This is a genomic window from Emticicia sp. BO119, assembly GCF_013912375.1.
Lineage (GTDB): Bacteria > Bacteroidota > Bacteroidia > Cytophagales > Spirosomataceae > Emticicia.
On record NZ_JACETV010000015.1, the window covers coordinates 50,170 to 67,324 of the forward strand.

At 38.5% G+C, this 17,155-nt stretch carries 9 protein-coding genes; 6 read left to right on the forward strand and 3 right to left on the reverse strand.

Annotated elements, in window-relative coordinates; genetic code table 11:
• Window positions 1-175 precede the first annotated feature (175 nt).
• From H1R81_RS26890 to H1R81_RS26900, 3 genes are all read left to right on the forward strand, one after another.
• Window positions 176-328, forward strand: a complete 153-nt coding sequence (locus H1R81_RS26890; RefSeq protein WP_181843859.1) for a hypothetical protein — start codon at window positions 176-178, stop codon at window positions 326-328.
• A gap of 82 nt (window positions 329-410) precedes the next feature.
• A complete protein-coding gene (locus H1R81_RS26895; protein ID WP_181843860.1) occupies window positions 411-1,847 on the forward strand; it encodes an RNA polymerase sigma factor in 1,437 nt (478 codons plus the stop codon).
• A gap of 399 nt (window positions 1,848-2,246) precedes the next feature.
• The gene (locus H1R81_RS26900; RefSeq protein WP_409013576.1) at window positions 2,247-3,341 is read left to right on the forward strand and encodes a serine hydrolase domain-containing protein; all 1,095 of its coding nucleotides are present in this window, start codon (window positions 2,247-2,249) and stop codon (window positions 3,339-3,341) included.
• Between the two features lie 70 nt (window positions 3,342-3,411).
• Here H1R81_RS26900 and H1R81_RS26905 read toward each other — a convergent pair whose 3' ends face one another.
• Together H1R81_RS26905 and H1R81_RS26910 are read right to left on the reverse strand one after the other, a co-directional pair.
• The gene (locus H1R81_RS26905) at window positions 3,412-4,617 is read right to left on the reverse strand and encodes an AIR synthase-related protein (protein WP_181843862.1); all 1,206 of its coding nucleotides are present in this window, start codon (window positions 4,615-4,617) and stop codon (window positions 3,412-3,414) included.
• Between the two features lie 69 nt (window positions 4,618-4,686).
• A complete protein-coding gene (locus H1R81_RS26910; RefSeq protein ID WP_181843863.1) occupies window positions 4,687-5,475 on the reverse strand; it encodes a cyanophycinase in 789 nt (262 codons plus the stop codon).
• Between the two features lie 79 nt (window positions 5,476-5,554).
• Here H1R81_RS26910 and H1R81_RS26915 point away from each other — a divergent pair, with 79 nt between their 5' ends.
• Complete coding sequence (locus H1R81_RS26915) at window positions 5,555-6,634, forward strand: glycoside hydrolase family 130 protein (RefSeq protein WP_181843864.1); 1,080 nt, start codon at window positions 5,555-5,557, stop codon at window positions 6,632-6,634.
• Between the two features lie 85 nt (window positions 6,635-6,719).
• On the opposite strand, the gene argH is transcribed toward H1R81_RS26915, so the two are convergent.
• Window positions 6,720-8,078: an argininosuccinate lyase gene (gene argH / locus H1R81_RS26920; protein ID WP_181843865.1), complete on the reverse strand. Its 1,359-nt coding sequence runs from the start codon at window positions 8,076-8,078 to the stop codon at window positions 6,720-6,722.
• Window positions 8,079-8,907: 829 nt separating this feature from the next.
• Here argH and H1R81_RS26925 point away from each other — a divergent pair.
• Together H1R81_RS26925 and H1R81_RS26930 are read left to right on the forward strand one after the other, a co-directional pair.
• Window positions 8,908-10,254 (forward strand): vanadium-dependent haloperoxidase, encoded by a 1,347-nt coding sequence (locus tag H1R81_RS26925; RefSeq protein ID WP_220275328.1) that lies wholly within the window; start codon window positions 8,908-8,910, stop codon window positions 10,252-10,254.
• A gap of 79 nt (window positions 10,255-10,333) precedes the next feature.
• The coding region (locus H1R81_RS26930; RefSeq protein ID WP_181843866.1) for a collagen-binding domain-containing protein at window positions 10,334-17,155 on the forward strand (6,822 nt) is incomplete at its 3' end.

The window sequence follows — 17,155 nt, forward strand, 5'->3', positions numbered from 1 at the left end:
TACCATTTATCTAATAAAGAATTACCGTGTCAAAATCTGATAACGCACGCAGTATAGCACTGATAGTAAAAAAAACGCAGAATAACTCAATAGTTTGATTTTATCGGAAACCTTCCTGAACACTTTGAAAACACAATCCTAAGTCGGAAATTTAGGGAACGCCCGGTTAAAGAAAATGAAACCGGAAAAGGTTACCAATATGGTGGGAACCTTTTTGAAGGAAGAGAGTGATGGTTTCCAGGTACAAGCCACTCAAATGGCGTTAGAAAAGGTTGCCAATATGGTGGGAACCTTTTTGAATGAGGATAGAAATGGTTTCAGGGTATGAGCCAGTACAAATAAATAAAAAACTGTATTTTCAACTGTCACCTTTTCAGTTTTATGCATCATAGTGTAAAGCAAAATCTAAAATGACCGAACCGACGCAGAATTTCTGGGAAACTACCTATAAGCAAAACATTGGTAAAATGCTGGGCATTTGCTATCGCTATGTGCGCGATAAACAGATTGCTGAGGATTTGGCTCATGATGCCTTTCTGCAAGCCATTGATAGATCGTCGACTTATAAAGGTGAAGGGCATTTTGATGCCTGGCTCAGAAAGATAGCAGTAAATGAAGCCTTACAATATTTAAGAGACCAGAAGAAAAAAGAATATCATAATGAATGGATACAATATGAAAATGAAAACATGAATGCAAACGAAGAAGTATTGGCAATGGATTTCAGTGAGGAAGAATTATTAAGTGCCGTTAATCAATTGCCAGAGCATCATAAAATGGTATTTAATCTTTATGTAATTGATAAATTCAGTCATGCAGAAATAGCGCAGGAGTTAGGTATCAACGAAAATACTTCAAAATCGCATCTGGCAAGGGCGAGAAAGAAAATCAGAAAGATATTATCAGAGAAAAGAGATAAGAAACAGACAGTATGGGCTTTGTTCTTGCCATTCAAACTCTGGAATATAGACAAGACTTATCAAAAAGCATTTCTGGATTTTGAAATAGAACCAACACATTTGTTGACGATTGATGCAAGCGATTCTGCGACTATCACCCTTCCCAAATTTAACCCTTATCCACTTATTTCAAAAAGTTTTATTAAGTCTGGTATTGCTTTGGGAAGTGTGGCAGTAGGTTTATTTACAGTACTTATTCTATTAGAACAAGAACCGAAGACTGAAGTACATAAAGATATAGCAAACCATGTAAAACCTACTGAACTCATAGCAGAGACAGTGGCCAATGCCGATAATCAGGATAGTTCGGGCATTTTTATAGATAATAATGTAGATAAACTCAATACGTCAAAAAATAATGATTCTTCAAGTGCAACTATTGCGGATAATTCCATCATAACTGATGAAAACAATTTAAACAACACAGATATGAAAAGGTTAAACACGGTAGGAGCATTACTATTGGCAGGAGCTGCCAGTATGGGATTTGATTCATCAAAAAATCAGGAACTTAAATTCGGGTCTGGCCTGAAACTTCCTGATATTCAATATCAGGAAAAACAGAAAGGAATGATAATAGACAGAAAAGAGGGAGAGGGAACTTTTAATGCATCAAAAATAACATGGTCGTCTAAAAATCATAATGTTTTTATGAAGGGTATTGGTATGCGAGCAAAGTTTGGAAAAGATAATTTTAATGCCACAGGTACTATTTCTTTTTTAGGGGAAGTCTATTATTTATTGATTGACGGAGAAGAAGCTCCGTTTGATAAAGATATAAAGCTTTCAGAGGGGAATTATTCTGTAAAGTCATTAAGTATTCAACAGGCCACGCAAAAATATGGGGAGAAAGGGAGAAATGGAGCTGTTGAAATAGTGAAGCTTTGATAAATTAAATACTAACTCGTTGGGTGAAATTGTATACAAAGATTTTTAATATACCGTCCCTACGGGACTTAAGAGTTAATTTAGCTGTTTTTTCTAAAGATATAACATCCCTACGGGGACGCCCAGTCGGGATGTTTTTAGTCCCGTTAGGGACAGTATATCGGTAGTAAAATCTAAATTTCCGAATCTCTGTATCCCGACTGGGCGTCCCCGTAGGGATAATATATTTTTAATTTCACTCAATGAGTTAAATACCATTTTTTAAAATATAAACTCAATAATAACGATACGCATTTTAGAGTTCATCACTCAATTACAGGTCTTTTAGGGCAATGTGCTATCTTATTTTTTCTGGTTCAACCCAAGGGTTTCTCTCAGGGCAGCCATTTAGATAGCACAATCGTGAGTTTTATGACTGAAAAAAAGATTCCGGGCTTTGCTGCTTGCAAGGTAGGAAATGATAGAATTATCTGGTCAAAAGCCTACGGTCAAGCTAATATTGAAAAGAAAACGCCGATGAGTATTGATGGGATTATGAATATAGGCTCCATATCAAAGACATTCACCACTACGGCAATCATGCAACTATGGGAGAAAGGGAAAATAAAATTAGAAGCAGAGGTAAATGATTATGTAGGTTTTACCGTCAGAAATCCGAAATTTCCAGATAAGCCTATTACTATTTTTCAATTGTTAACCCATACTTCATCTATCCGTGATGGAGAATCCTACAATCATAGTTATTCCTGCGGAGACCCGACCATTAGTCTTCATGACTGGATATATGATAATCTTAACGAAAAAGGTAAACTCTTTGGTAACGGAGATAATTTCCATGATTTCGCACCGGGAGAGAAAGAAAAATATTCAAATGTTGGTTTCGGACTTTTAGGCCTTGTTGTAGAAAAGGTCTCTAAGCAACCTTTGAATATTTATTGCAGAAATTTTATCTTCAACCCTCTGGGAATGAATAAAACAGGGTGGATGTTGAGCGAGGTAGATACAAATAATTATATTACTCCGTATGCTTTTGTTACCAAAGAGAACCTAAATGAACTATTGGAAAATAAAACATTATTCCCAAAAAATCCTGAGTTGAAAGAAGGTAGTTTTGTGGCTCATTGTCTATATAGTTTCCCTAATTATCCAGATGGGCTTGTCAGAACAAGTATAAGAGAATTGTCTTATTTTCTTAGGGCAATGATGAATGGGGGGCAACTAAATGGTGCAAGAATCCTGAACGAAAGTACTGTTTCAAAAATGCTTACCTTGCAGATTGAGGGCAATAATCATAGAGGATTATGTTGGGCGAAGACTGAATATAAGCTACCTGACAAAACTATTACATTATGGGGCCATGGTGGTGGTGACCCAGGTATTGCTACTTCTCTTTTATTCAATCCAATTGATAAAACCGGAGTAATCACATTTCAGAATAGTGAAACTGGTGGAACAGGAGACATTGTTAGGAGAATATACCTTGAAGTAAAATAAAGACTTAGCGTCTGTTTAAATAGTATCGATACTATTTAAACAGACGCTAAAATATGATTGATTTTTGGCTTTAATAAACAAATTCGCCAAACTCACTTTTAATCGTCACCTGTTTGGTTTCAAACGATTCAACGCGACCAATGATTTGGGCATCTATATTAAAGGACTGCGAGATTTCGATAATGCGCTGGGCATATTGTTGTGGCAGATATACTTCTAAACGATGCCCCATATTAAATACCTTATACATCTCTTGCCAGCTGGTACCACTTTGCTCATGTATCATTTTAAACAATGGCGGAATCGGGAATAGGTTATCTTTAATGACATGGAGTTTGTTAATAAAATGCAAGACCTTGGTTTGAGCACCACCACTGCAATGCACCATACCATGAATATGAGGGCGGAGCTCATCTAAAAATACCTTGGCTACCGGAGCATAGGTTCGGGTAGGGGATAAGATGAGTTTACCTACATTGGGTAGTTTATCTAAGGTTTCTTTGTCAAGTGTAGCATTATAAGGCTCGGTAGCTGTTTCGTCCGTTAAAGATTTTTTGCCACTATAAATCAATGAGAAATCAATGTCTCCATCAAAACTTTCAGGGTATTTTTCGGCGTAGATTTTATCTAATACATCGTGTCGGGCAGAGGTTAAGCCATTGCTACCCATACCGCCATTGTATTGTTTTTCGTAAGTAGCTTGTCCATAAGAAGCCAGACCTACAATCACATCACCTGCTTCTATGCGATCGTTAGAAATTACATCGGCTCTTTTCATGCGGGCAATCAACGTACTGTTTACAGCAATCGTTCTTACCAAATCACCCACATCAGCCGTTTCTCCTCCTGTGCTATAAATCTCAATGCCATGACTGCGAAGCATTTCCAGGCACTCTTCTGTGCCATTGATAATCTCAGCAATCACCTCTCCCGGAATCTTGTTTTTGTTTCTATCAATGCTGGATGAAATCAACATTGGCCCTACCGAACCTACGCATAGCAAATCATCTGTATTCATAACTATAGAATCCTGCGCGATGCCTCTCCAGACTGATAGGTCTCCGGTTTCTTTCCAATACAGATAAGCCAGAGAGGTTTTCGTACCAGCACCATCTGCGTGCATGATGTTACAGTACTCAGCATCCCCACCTAAAGTATCAGGTGAAATCTTACAAAAAGCTTTCGGGAATAAACCTTTATCAAGCTTTTCAATAGCTTTGTGAACATCTTCTTTGGCGGCAGAAACGCCGCGCTGCATATAACGGTCGGTACTCATCTATAATTGATTTTTGGTGCAAAGGTAAGAAAATGTCCTTTGCCTGCCGAAATAAATCTTTGGTTTCAACTATTTTACTCGCTTCCGCCTCTCCAAATCAAATTTCTCTCCTTTTTCCAACATCAGAAACTTCATTTCATTCCGAGACTTTTGCGCTTCAAAAATCATGACCTGACTTTCGCCCATTACCTCTGCTATTTTATTACCTTCTATATATACAGCCGTATTCTCATCAATACCCACACCTAACAATTCAGGATTCTGAAAGATTAAGCCAATCAAACGATTCTGTCTCTGGCGCTTAATAAAATGCTGGTCGACAATGATATTGGTTAATAATCCTAATCCTTTCTTTATTTCTACTTTCGAGCCGTCAATCACTTTAAAATCCCCTTCTCCTGTTATCATCTTTTGGCTCATAATAGCAGTCCCGGCGCTTGTCCCGGCAAATACTACTTTGTTTTGGTATTTCGTGTGCAGCGCACTGAATAATTCCTCGTCTTGTAAAACTGTCATAATTCGTGTCTGGTCTCCCCCACAAAAAAACACACCTGTAGCAGATTTCAACTGATTCAGAAAGATAGCTTTTGTCTCTGGAGTCAGAGGAGATAAAGAAGCCTTTTCAACCTTAATTTTTGAAAGCGCTACAATATCTTTATTAAAGGCTTCAAAACTTTCATCCTGCACACCACTTGCCCATGGAATCACCAGAATTTTGCCATTTTCTTTCCCGCTTAGTTCGATAAATTTCGTGAGCACATCGGGTGTGCGTTTTCCACCGCCTATCATTATTAAACGTTCTTGCGCTATTAGAGAAGTACTTAAGAGTATGAAAAGGAGAAAGATTAATCGTTGCATTTTAGATTTATTAAGATTGTCTATATATTTGAATGAAGGATACAACACTTTAATTTCTATTCACCGAAAATACAAATCTATGAAAAAATACCTTTTCATTCTTTCTATCTCATTAGCAGCCTGCGAAAATAAAGCCGAACAACAAGATTGGCAACTTACCCCTTTCGTAAAACAAGACACCTACAACCCCATTTTAACCGCTAATGATACCACCACTTTTAATGATCCTATTTTGAAAAGAACCATTAACTGGGAAGCAAAAGATGTCTACAACCCATCAGCAGTAGTAAAAGACGGAAAAGTGTATTTATTATACAGAGCAGAAGACACGCTGAAAGTAGTTGATGGTACTTCCCGCTTAGGTCTGGCTGTGAGCAACGATGGCATTCATTTTACACGTCAGCCAAAGCCTGTGTTTTATCCGACAGAAGATTTCATGAAAAAATATGAGTATCCCGGAGGTTGCGAAGACCCTCGCCTTGTGGAAACAGCCGATGGTAAATATATATTGACCTATACCGCCTATGATGGAAAAACTGCCCGCCTATGCGTAGCCTCATCGCCTGATTTACAAAACTGGAAAAAAGAAGGCTTGGCCTTTAAAGATGCTAAATATGAAAGCCTATGGTCAAAATCAGGTGCGATTATCTGCGAAAAAGTAAACGAGAAATTCATTGCCAAAAAAATTAATGGTAAATACTGGATGTATTTTGGTGATACGAATCTTTTTCTGGCAAGTTCAGACAACCTGACCGACTGGACACCTCTGGAAGGGGGAGATGGAAAACCAAAACCAATTGTAAAACCAAGAGACGATAATTTTGATAGCTGGTTGGTAGAATCTGGTCCAGCGGCCTTCATCACCGATAAGGGTATCCTATTAATATATAATAGCGCCAACAAAGGTTTCCAGAATAAAGCTACTGATACAAAAAATGCTTATAGAGCAGGACAGGTATTGTTTGATAAAAACGACCCGACTAAAATTCTTGACCGCTCAAAAACTTTCTTCTTTGAGCCGGATAAACCTTATGAATTAACCGGACAGGTAAATAATGTAGTTTTTGTAGAAGGTCTGGTAAACTTCAAAGATCGCTGGTTTTTATACTATGGCACAGCCGATTCAAAAATTGCAGTGGCGGTTAGCGATAAAAAGTAATGGAATTATACAGTATAAATATAATATATAAGGGGAATTCTGACTCAGAATTCCCCTTATATATTATATTTATACTGTCGCTAATTTATTCTTCCGTTCCCCAATTCAACAATTTCTCAAACGCTGTATCTATTTTTTCAAACTCAAAGCTTTTAATAACATCATTCATCATTTGCACAATCTCTCCATTACACAAATTCCCAATGCTGCCCTCTAATGTATGATTCAGTTCTCGGGATGCTTCATAAGTACCTCCGAAAATCTCATCTTTCACTTGTAGATAAGCGTCTCTGAATGGCAAACCTTGAATCACCAACTCATTCACTCTTTCAACCGAGAAGATTGGGTCATATTTTTTATCAGCCAGCAAATCTTGTTTTACTTGGATATTAGGTAGCATCATAGCCGTAATGTCCAGACACTCTATTATCTGGTCGAAGGCAGGCATCAGGATTTCTTTCAGAATCTGCATATCTCTGTGATAACCACTTGGCAGGTTACTTGTAACAAAAGCTAATTCTGTAGGTAAGCCTTTTAGTCGGTTGGTTTTGGCTCTCAGTAACTCAGCCACATCAGGATTTTTCTTATGAGGCATAATACTACTGCCTGTAGTAAAGTCATCAGGCAATGTGAGGAATCCGAAATTCTGTGAATTGTACAGGCATATATCCATAGCCAGCCTTGATAGGGTAGTGGCCAATGAGGTCAAGGCTGATAAAGTTATGTATTCGGTTTTGCCGCGTGTCATTTGAGCATAAACTACATTATAATTAAGGCCATCAAAACCTAATAATTCAGTTGTCAACTTTCTGTTTAATGGAAACGAACTCCCATAGCCTGCCCCAGACCCTAAAGGATTTTTATTGACAACTTTGTAAGCGCCCAGCAAGATATTCACATCGTCTACCAGACTTTCGGCATAGGCACCAAACCAAAGCCCGAAAGAAGATGGCATAGCAATTTGTAGGTGCGTATAACCGGGTAGCAAATCATTTCTATGTATTTCACTCTTTTCAATCAGGTGTCTGAAAACCAGTTCAATCTTCTGAACAATAGTTCGCACCTGATGGCGCATGAATAGTTTTAAGTCTACCAATACTTGATCATTACGAGAGCGTCCGCTGTGGATTTTTTTACCTGCATCGCCTAATGCCTGAGTCAATAGCCATTCTACCTGAGAATGTACATCCTCGATATTTTTCTCAATCAAAAATTTGTCATTTCCAATATCATTGTATATCTTTCGACACTCTTTCAAGAGACTCCCTAATTCATCGGTTTCGAGCAAGCCAATTGTTTCTAACATGATGGCATGTGCCATTGAGCCAAGTACATCAAACTCGGCGAGATACAAGTCCATCTCACGGTCGTGCCCAACCGTAAAGTTTTCAATAACGTTATTTTCTGTAGTATTTTTACTGCTTTCCTTTTGCCAGAGTTTCACAATATGTGTATTTGATTAGAACACAAATATAAAGATGAAATATGCTGGGAATAAAATTTTATAATGTTTTTAATAAATGCTGATACGTGCTGCATCTTTAGCACGATTTTTGCACTCTTTATAAGACATTAATTGTATGAATCTGAGTGTAGCATAAATATATTGAGTGAAAAGAAGCTGCTTCTATAGATTTTTGTACAATAAAGAAATAAAACCAGTAAAGAAATGGTTTGGCACGGATTTAGTTAAACCCGATTTTTGGTGTTACAAATACTATGCCATTATGTGTGTTAACTATGGGTTTTTTACAGGTTTTTTTCAATGCATCAAAAAGTAAAAAATAATAATTGTCTGAGTGAGCTTGCCCTGTGACGTTTCCCAATTATTATCGTCTTATCATAACGTTGAGTAAAGAATGCCTAATTTATATTAGTTGAATTCCATATACATTTTTACTATTGAGTGAACCTTTACTATTTTACACGATGAAGAAAAGTTTTACCTTTAATGGTAGATGCTATGCGTCTGTTTCTTCTGTTTTCAATCTTCAATCAACTTCAAAAATTGAAATCCTCAGGGTGTCAATTAAGATGATTTTGTCTGATATTCGTGTTTACTCTGCTAAAGTTTCGTCACAAATTGCCTTTCAACGCCTTTGTACTCATAGTAATATCCCAATGGTATTCCAATCCGGAAAAATCAATTGATTTTCCATAACCAGGGCAACAGGTTATTGCTCTGCCCAATTTGGTAGCCTTTAATGGCCTAAGCCGAAGTGAATTTTTGAGATATACTATTTAAAATGAAGTCAAAATCTTTATCACTACTCATGGTGCAACTATTTATTACCGTTGTAATGGTAATAGGTAACGTTTTGGCCTATGCCAATGATAGAAATCAGTCTACTAAAGAAAAATCAGAAAAAGGTACATTAAGTGCAGACATTCCGGTAAAATGGAGTAAAATGACTCTGAAAATTCTGAAAGGTACTCCAGGAGGTTCTCCCACTTATGGTTCTCGTTCATTGGGATATATGGGCATCACTATGTATGAAAGTGTAGTTCATGGTAATACATCATATAAATCTCTGGCAGGTCAGTTAAATGGCTTGGCATCATTGCCACAACCTGAAAAAAATCTGAAATATAATTGGGCAATCTCGTTGAATGCGAGTCAGGCGTATCTTCTAAAGCAATTGTATGAACAAACTTCTGCATCTAATAAGGCAAGCATTGATTCATTAGAAAATGCTATCTACCAATCGGAAGCAAATAAAGAAGTAGCTCAACGTTCTGCAACATATGGCCAGGAAATTGCAAAGGCTATTTTTGAGTGGTCAAAAACAGATGGGGGGTATCAGGGTTACAAACGCAACTTTGATAGTACCTATGCATTACCATCTGATGGTGGTTCATGGCAGGCACCGCCTAAAGGGCAATCTCCGGTAGCTCTACCATTACATCCTTTCTGGGGAAAGAACCGCACCTTTGTTTCGGCTAATGGTGAGTTAGAGGTTCCTAAAAAGATACCTTATAGTTACAAGAAAGATTCAGACTATTATAGTCAAATGTATGAAGTGTATAAAATGAGAAGTACACTGACACAAGAGCAAAAAGAAATTGCCAACTGGTGGGGCGATGATCCATCTGAAACTTTCTCGCCTCCGGGGCATTCGTATAATTTAGCTACTATTACTATTGTTACAGCCAGAGCAGATTTTTTCAAAGCTACGCAAACTTACGCAAAAGTAGGAATGGCCGTAGCTGATGCTTTTATAAATTGTTGGAAATGTAAATACTATTACCATGCACAACGCCCCTGGTATTTTATTTTTTATAATATCGCCACACTTTGGGACTTGTACTGGCCTGAACCACCTTTTCCTGCATTTTATTCAGGGCATGCCGCACAAGCTGCCGCCGCCGCAACGGTATTAGCTAACATATATGGTACCCGTTTTCAGCTTACTGATGATTCGCATGTTGGCAGACCAATGGACACTGAGCGTGTGGTAGAATATAAAGCCCGGAAGTTCAACTCATTCTGGCAGGTAGCCATAGAAACAGCCGACTCCCGTATGTACGGCGGAATTCATACCTGCCATGATAATGAAGTAGGCTTGAAAGAAGGAACTAAAATTGGTAATAATGTCAATGCTTTGTCTTGGCAGATCTGAATTTATTGAGAGTGAATAAATCCGACCGATAAGGTCTTTTTATATTATATAACTATTGAGTGTAACAATTACAATTACCATGAGAAATTTTACATCTTGGTTCACAGGTGTTAGCAGAACTTTCGTTTTCAGAAAGGCAACTACTTTGCTAATCACTCTACTTCACCTATTATTACCAGAAAAGCTGACAGGCTTGCTTCATGAGCCTATGTTGGCTTCTGTACCGGATATTACTCCCTTGCCAAACAAAGCTCGGGGATTTCGCCAGGTGGCAGGGAGATATATTGCAGCATTTATGGCTGTATTATTCTCATGGTTCAGTACCTCAATAGCTAACGCACAAAATGCTCCGCTTAACTGTGATAAGTATTATATGCTGGTTGGAGAACTTGTATATAACAATGGTGCTAATACTGCCCGTACTGATGTGTATCAGTTCGGATCCAGTAGTGCCCTTACCAGTTGTAAGTTTGAAAGTGGCGGTGGTGGAGAAGGCATGTGTGTTGACCCTGATAAAAACATAGCCTATATTGCGACTTGTTGTGACCAGGGGGAGATTCGTATTTATAATTATAATACAGCAAGTTTCGAAACTCCTATTAAACTTGCCGGAGAAGATTTGTTAGATGTTACACTCTCAGCAAATTATGCCTACTTATATGTAACCACATATAATAAAGTATATAGAATCAGTACTTCTTCGAGAACGGTCGTTTCTTCTTTTTCTAAAGCTAATGCAGATAACTCTTCTGCTAAGGAATTCTGGGGTGTTGCAGTTCGCCCAAACTCTGGTAAAGTATTCTTTACTACGAACTGGCAGTTTGGTAATGGCACAAGTACCATAGAAATGCTTAATGCTGACTTGTCAGGAACAAGCACAAGAATAGCCACAGCTCCCTCAGGTTTTTATTACAGAGGTATTACATTTGATACTAATAGCAATGTTTGGGCTGTATTGGCCAATAATAATAATCAGGCAGACCGCTTAGTAAAATATACATTAAACACAAATGGAACTGTAGCAAGCACAACTACTTACTATTTTAAAGCACCAACTGTGCATGATGGTAACGCAAGCCAGGGAGATGTCAATCCATTCGATATTGCTTTTGGCCCGGGAGGAGATATATATGTAACCACCTTCTCTGGTGACTGTGTTACGAAGATTACCTATAACTCTCTAAGTGCAAATACTTCAAATGGTTTCTCGACGTACATTCAGTATCAGGCTGGTGTATCAGGTAAGTCTATTACTTTTGTCTGTGGTAACTTTAAATGTGTTTGTAACGCACCTGTAATTAATCTGGATGATTTGGTTTTGAGCGGTGGTACTTGTAATGGAGGAACAGCCAAAAATAATGGTAGTGTTACCGTAACAGGTTTGACGTACAGTTCTTCATCACCTGTTAAAGCAGATATTAACGAAGGAACAAGCTACGGAACAACTCCAATTTATGGTGCTGGCTCAAATGAAGTATTAGGGTCAGGTCAAACTACTCTTACGTTTACAGGTCTAAAGCCAAATACTAAATATACTATACGTGTGTGGAATGGTAAAGATGCATGTTATACAGACATTACTTTTACAACACCGTCGGCCAATTGCTGTACCAACTGTATATCGAACAATTTCGTAAACAATGGTGATTTTGCCTCAGGTAATACCAATGGCTGGACAAAAAGTCCTTCTACTATTGATTTTAATACTTCTAATGGTTATGTTATTTTAAATAATAATGACTATACCGGAGACTATAAAGTTTATCAGGATATTACAGATGGTATTGTAGGTAGTAAAGATTACACTTTGACTGGCGAAGCAGCTTCGCATAATAAACCAGGTAAAATTGCTCAGATTTATTTAGAGGCTTATAATGGCTCTTCTCTTGTAGGTACTTCAGCTAAGTTTGATGTAGTAACTGATATTAGTGTTACAGGTCTGCTGCCTTTCAATATTAAATATACATTACCATCAAGTACAACTAAGATAAGAGTAGTAGGTTATTGTAACGGAAGAGCATTGAAATTTGATAATATTATATTAAGCAGATGTTATGACCCTACATCGCTTAGTCTCTCAAGCAAAGCAGATCCTAACTGTAATCAGGCAGATGGAGCTATAACTGTAACTGCAAGTGGTGGAAGTGGAGAGTATGAGTATAGTTTAAATAATTCTACCTGGCAATCGTCAAATGTATTTACAGGATTGACTCAGGGAACATATACTATATATGTAAAAGATGTAAATACTTCCTCAAGTGTTTGTAAGAAAAATATCTCGGTTACCTTAAGCTGTACACCATGTGTATGTATCTCAAATAACCTGGTACAAAACAGCGGCTTTGATAGCAATGTAAATGGCTGGACCGCCCCTAATGGTGGTTTAGAGCAATCCTCAGGTTCATCGACAGGAGGTTTTGCTATTTTAAATAATGCGGATGCTACTGGAGATAAATATGTATATCAGGTAATTACAGATGGTGTAGTTATTGGTAAAACATATACGTTAAATGCGTTGGCAGCTACTCACAGTAAATCTGCTCCTGCGATAGCACAAATTTATATGGAGTTCTTAAACGCAAGCGATGCTGTAATCGGAACATCCTCTAAAGCTACTATTACCAATACCTATAACGGAACCTTGGTTGCTATTTCACCTATTTCAATGGTCGCTCCTTCAAATACTGCAAAAATAAGATTTGTAGGCTATTGTAATGGCAGAGCATTGAAATTTGATAATGTTAAAATTACGACTTGCTATGATGCTGTAGATGGGACGTTAGTTAAAACTGATCCGATGTGTAATCAAAGCAACGGTAGTATTACTGTAACTGCAAGTGGTGGAAGTGGAGAATATGAGTATAGTTTAAATAATTCTACCTGGCAATCTTCAAATGTATTTACAGGATTAGCTGCTGGTACTTATACTATATATATAAAAGATGCCAATACAAGTGGTACTGACTGTAAAAAGAGTTTACCAGCCACACTTACGTGTATCCCTTGTGTATGTGAGTCAGATAACTTGGTAAAAAATAGTGGCTTTGATACGAATCTTGATAACTGGAGTCCGCAAAATGGAGGTTTTGAGAGAGCCACCGGATCATCGACCGGAGCTTTCGCTATTCTGAATAACTCAGACCAGACTACAACCAATGGTTTTAAGGTTTATCAGGTAATTACTAACGGAGTAATTGTTGGTAAAACCTATATGCTTAATGCTTTAGCTGCGACCCATAGTGTATCAGGCACATCAGCAAAAGCAGAAATTTATTTTGAGTTCCTGAACTCAAGCGATGGAGTAATAGGAACTTCTGCTAAAGCGACTATAACCAATCCTTATAATGGAACATTGGTGGCTATCCCATCTATTTCAATGGTAGCACCTGCCAATACGGCTAAAATAAGAATAGTAGGTTATTGTAATGGCAGAGCATTGAAGTTTGATAACGTCGTAATCAAAACCTGTTATGAAGCAGTTGGGGGTTCTTTAATAGTTACAGATATAGCTTGCGGTCAAACAAATGGAACTGTTACTGTAACTGCGACAGGAGGAAGTGGAAGCTATGAATATAGTAGTGGAGGTAATATCTGGCAGGCATCAAATGTATTCTCATTGCCGGCAGGTAGCTATACAATATCTATCAGAGATAAAAATGCAACTAATTGTGTCAAGACCCTTCCTGCAACCCTTACAGCTAAACCAAATCCAACAGTAAGTGTAAATACAGTAAAAATCTGTTTAGGTGAAACAGCTGTTTTAACAGCCAGTGGTTGTAATGGTACCATAACTTGGTCAGGTGGAGGAACACCAAATGGAACTACCTTATCTGTAAAACCAACAGTAGCAGGTACAACAACTTATACGGCTACTTGTACCGCAAGTAACGGTTGTACTGCCCAGGCAGTAGGAACAATTATGACCTACCCGTTACCAACAGTTACTGTCAATGACATTAAACTATGCGCTGGCGAAACAGGAACTTTAACAGCAACGGGTTGTTCTGGCACAATTACTTGGTCAGGTGGAGGTACGCCAGGTGGTTCGACACTGAGCGTAAATGCTACTGGAACTTATACAGCAACTTGTAAAGTAACTACTAATGGCAAAGAGTGTTCAGTTTCTGACGTAGGTACTGTAATTGTAAATCCAGCAGTTTCTGTATCAGTAAATAATCTGGTACTATGCGTTGGTGAGTCAGGAACTTTAATAGCAACCGGATGTTCAGGTACAGTTACCTGGTCAGGTGGGGGTACGCCGGGTGGTTCGACACTAAGTGTAAATGCTACCGGTACCTATACAGCAACTTGTAAAGTAACTGCGAATGGTAAAGAATGTAGCGCTTCAAGTAATGGTACAGTAACTGTGAATCCTGCGGTTTCGGTAAGTGTAAACGATATTGTACTATGTGCTGGTGAGACAGGAACTTTAACAGCAACGGGTTGTTCTGGTACAATTACCTGGATGGGTGGAGGCACACCAGGTGGCTCAACCCTCAGTGTTAATACCGCAGGCACTTATACTGCAACTTGTAAAGTAACTATCAATGGCAAAGAATGTAGTGCTACAGATAATGGCGAAGTAAAAGTAAATAGTAAGCCACAAATATCGGTACCAGACCAACAAACCTGCGCTGGTATCGAAGCAACGCTGACAGCATCTGGATGTGCAGGAGGAACCATAACCTGGAATACAGGTGGAAGCGGTTCATCAATAAAAGTTACACAAACTACAGCAGGCACTTATACTTATACAGCTACCTGTACTATTACTACAAATAGTAAAACATGTACAAATACTGCAACAGGAAAACTGATAGTTAATCCAAATCCAACGATAAGTGTTGACAGTAAAGAAATATGTATAGGACAAAGCGCAACGTTAACCGCAAGTACTTGTACAGGAACTGTAAGCTGGAATACAGGTGCAACTGGATCGACATTAGCAGTTAGCCCGGCAATAACAACAACTTATACCGCTACCTGTACATTATCAACTACTTGCAAAGCTACAGCCAATGGCAAAGTTACAGTTAATCAATTACCTAATAAGCCAATTTTAACAGTTGACAAATCAAACATCTGTCCATCAGAAAGTGCGACTATAACAGCTTCTGGTTGTAATGGAGGTACATTATTATGGTCTAACGGTGAAACGACAAGCAGCATTACAGTATATCCGGCAACAACAACAACTTATACAGTTACTTGTACTTTAACAACCACAGGTTGTGTTAGCGACCCTGCTTCTCAACAAATATCAGTAACACCGACCGATCCGATTACCATCACAACCTGCACACCTGGGACAAGCTCTGGTAATCCGACATCTCAGGCATTAGGATTTAACGTTTTTACTTTAAATGGAGTCGTGTTCATGTCCGGCGAGGTAGATAATGGTGTAGCTGCTGGTGGTAATATTGAATTAAAAGGTACAACAAATATTACAGGTAATAATCCGAGTGGATATTCAAGCTTACCAACTGTTGGTGGAAATACTACCTTTATTTATTCAGGAGGTAAAGTTATATATACGTCAGGTAACGGATTAAATGTAAATGGGGGAGGCTTTGCTAAAATATGTAATATAACAGGTTCGACCTTCTACCCTAATGGAGGTAATGCTCGTATTACAGGTGGTACATTTGATACCACTCCATATATTAATATAAACACAAACCAAGGAAGTGGCACATGGCAAACTGGTTGCGGTAGCATTGATTTCGTAGGTGCATTCACCAGCTTCCAGTCATCGGCAACATCAATGAGTGGCTTAACAAATAATATTACGCCAACATTTGACCCGGGCAATACCACTCAGCCAAAACTTACCTTACAATCAGGTTCAAATATCTGGAATCTGACAGGTACGCAATTAAATGGCTATTCAACTATCGTATTTAATAATGCACCTGATGCCTCAAAACCATTGATTGTCAATGTAAATACTTCAGGGAACTTCACATTGACATTACCAAATCTTTCAGGTATTGGCGATGCTCAGGGGCAATTCATTATCTGGAACTTCTATAATGCAACAAATCTAACTATTTCGAATTCAAGCACTACAATGAAAGGGACATTATTTGCCCCTAATGCTGACGTAACGAAGAATAGTAGTTCAAATATTGACGGGCAAGTAATTGCAAAATCATTTGTATTAAATGGAGGAGAAGTACATTATCAGAAATTCAACTCAACCATTGACTGGGGAACTAATTGTGAACCTATTTGTGCAGGTTCTCCGATAACCTTAACAGCTACCGGATGTACTTCTACTCTCACTTGGACAGGTGGTGGAAGTACTAAAATAGGTAATTCAGTGGTATTTAATCCTACTGTTACTACAGTATTTACCGCAACTTGCGGCACTGGTAATTGCAAGTCAACAGCAAATATCACAATAGAAGTTGTTCCTACACCAACGGTAACAGTTAACGATTTGGTTATTTGTTATGGAACAACTGGTACTTTAACAGCGACGGGTTGTACAGGCACAGTAACCTGGAATACAGGTGCTTCAGGTACAAGCATTATCGTAAGCACAGCAGGAACATATACCGCAACCTGTAAATTGACAACAAATGGGAAAGAATGTACAGCAAGCGACACGGGTGAATTGATCATTAATCCTGAAGTAAAAGTAACTGTCAATGACGTAGTAGTATGTCTGAATGAGACCGCGACCCTGACCGCGACAGGCTGCAGTGGAGGGACCATCAGCTGGAGCAACGGCGGCAGTGGGACCAGTATCACAGTTCCATCGGGGACAGCGGGAACCTATAGTTTCACAGCGACGTGTACCGTGACCCTGAATGGCAAGGCCTGTAGTGCGAGTGATGCAGGCAAGGTGACAGTGAATCCGGGAGTAAGTGTAACGGTAGAAGATATAGTGGTATGT

Excerpts from the sequence above, each read along its gene's own strand:
- H1R81_RS26890 (WP_181843859.1), top strand. The coding sequence starts at position 176 with ATGAAACCGGAAAAGGTTACCAATATGGTGGGAACCTTTTTGAAGGAA.
- H1R81_RS26910 (WP_181843863.1), bottom strand. The coding sequence starts at position 5,475 with ATGCAACGATTAATCTTTCTCCTTTTCATACTCTTAAGTACTTCTCTA.
- H1R81_RS26895 (WP_181843860.1), top strand. The coding sequence starts at position 411 with ATGACCGAACCGACGCAGAATTTCTGGGAAACTACCTATAAGCAAAAC.
- H1R81_RS26915 (WP_181843864.1), top strand. The coding sequence starts at position 5,555 with ATGAAAAAATACCTTTTCATTCTTTCTATCTCATTAGCAGCCTGCGAA.
- H1R81_RS26925 (WP_220275328.1), top strand. The coding sequence starts at position 8,908 with ATGGTGCAACTATTTATTACCGTTGTAATGGTAATAGGTAACGTTTTG.
- H1R81_RS26905 (WP_181843862.1), bottom strand. The coding sequence starts at position 4,617 with ATGAGTACCGACCGTTATATGCAGCGCGGCGTTTCTGCCGCCAAAGAA.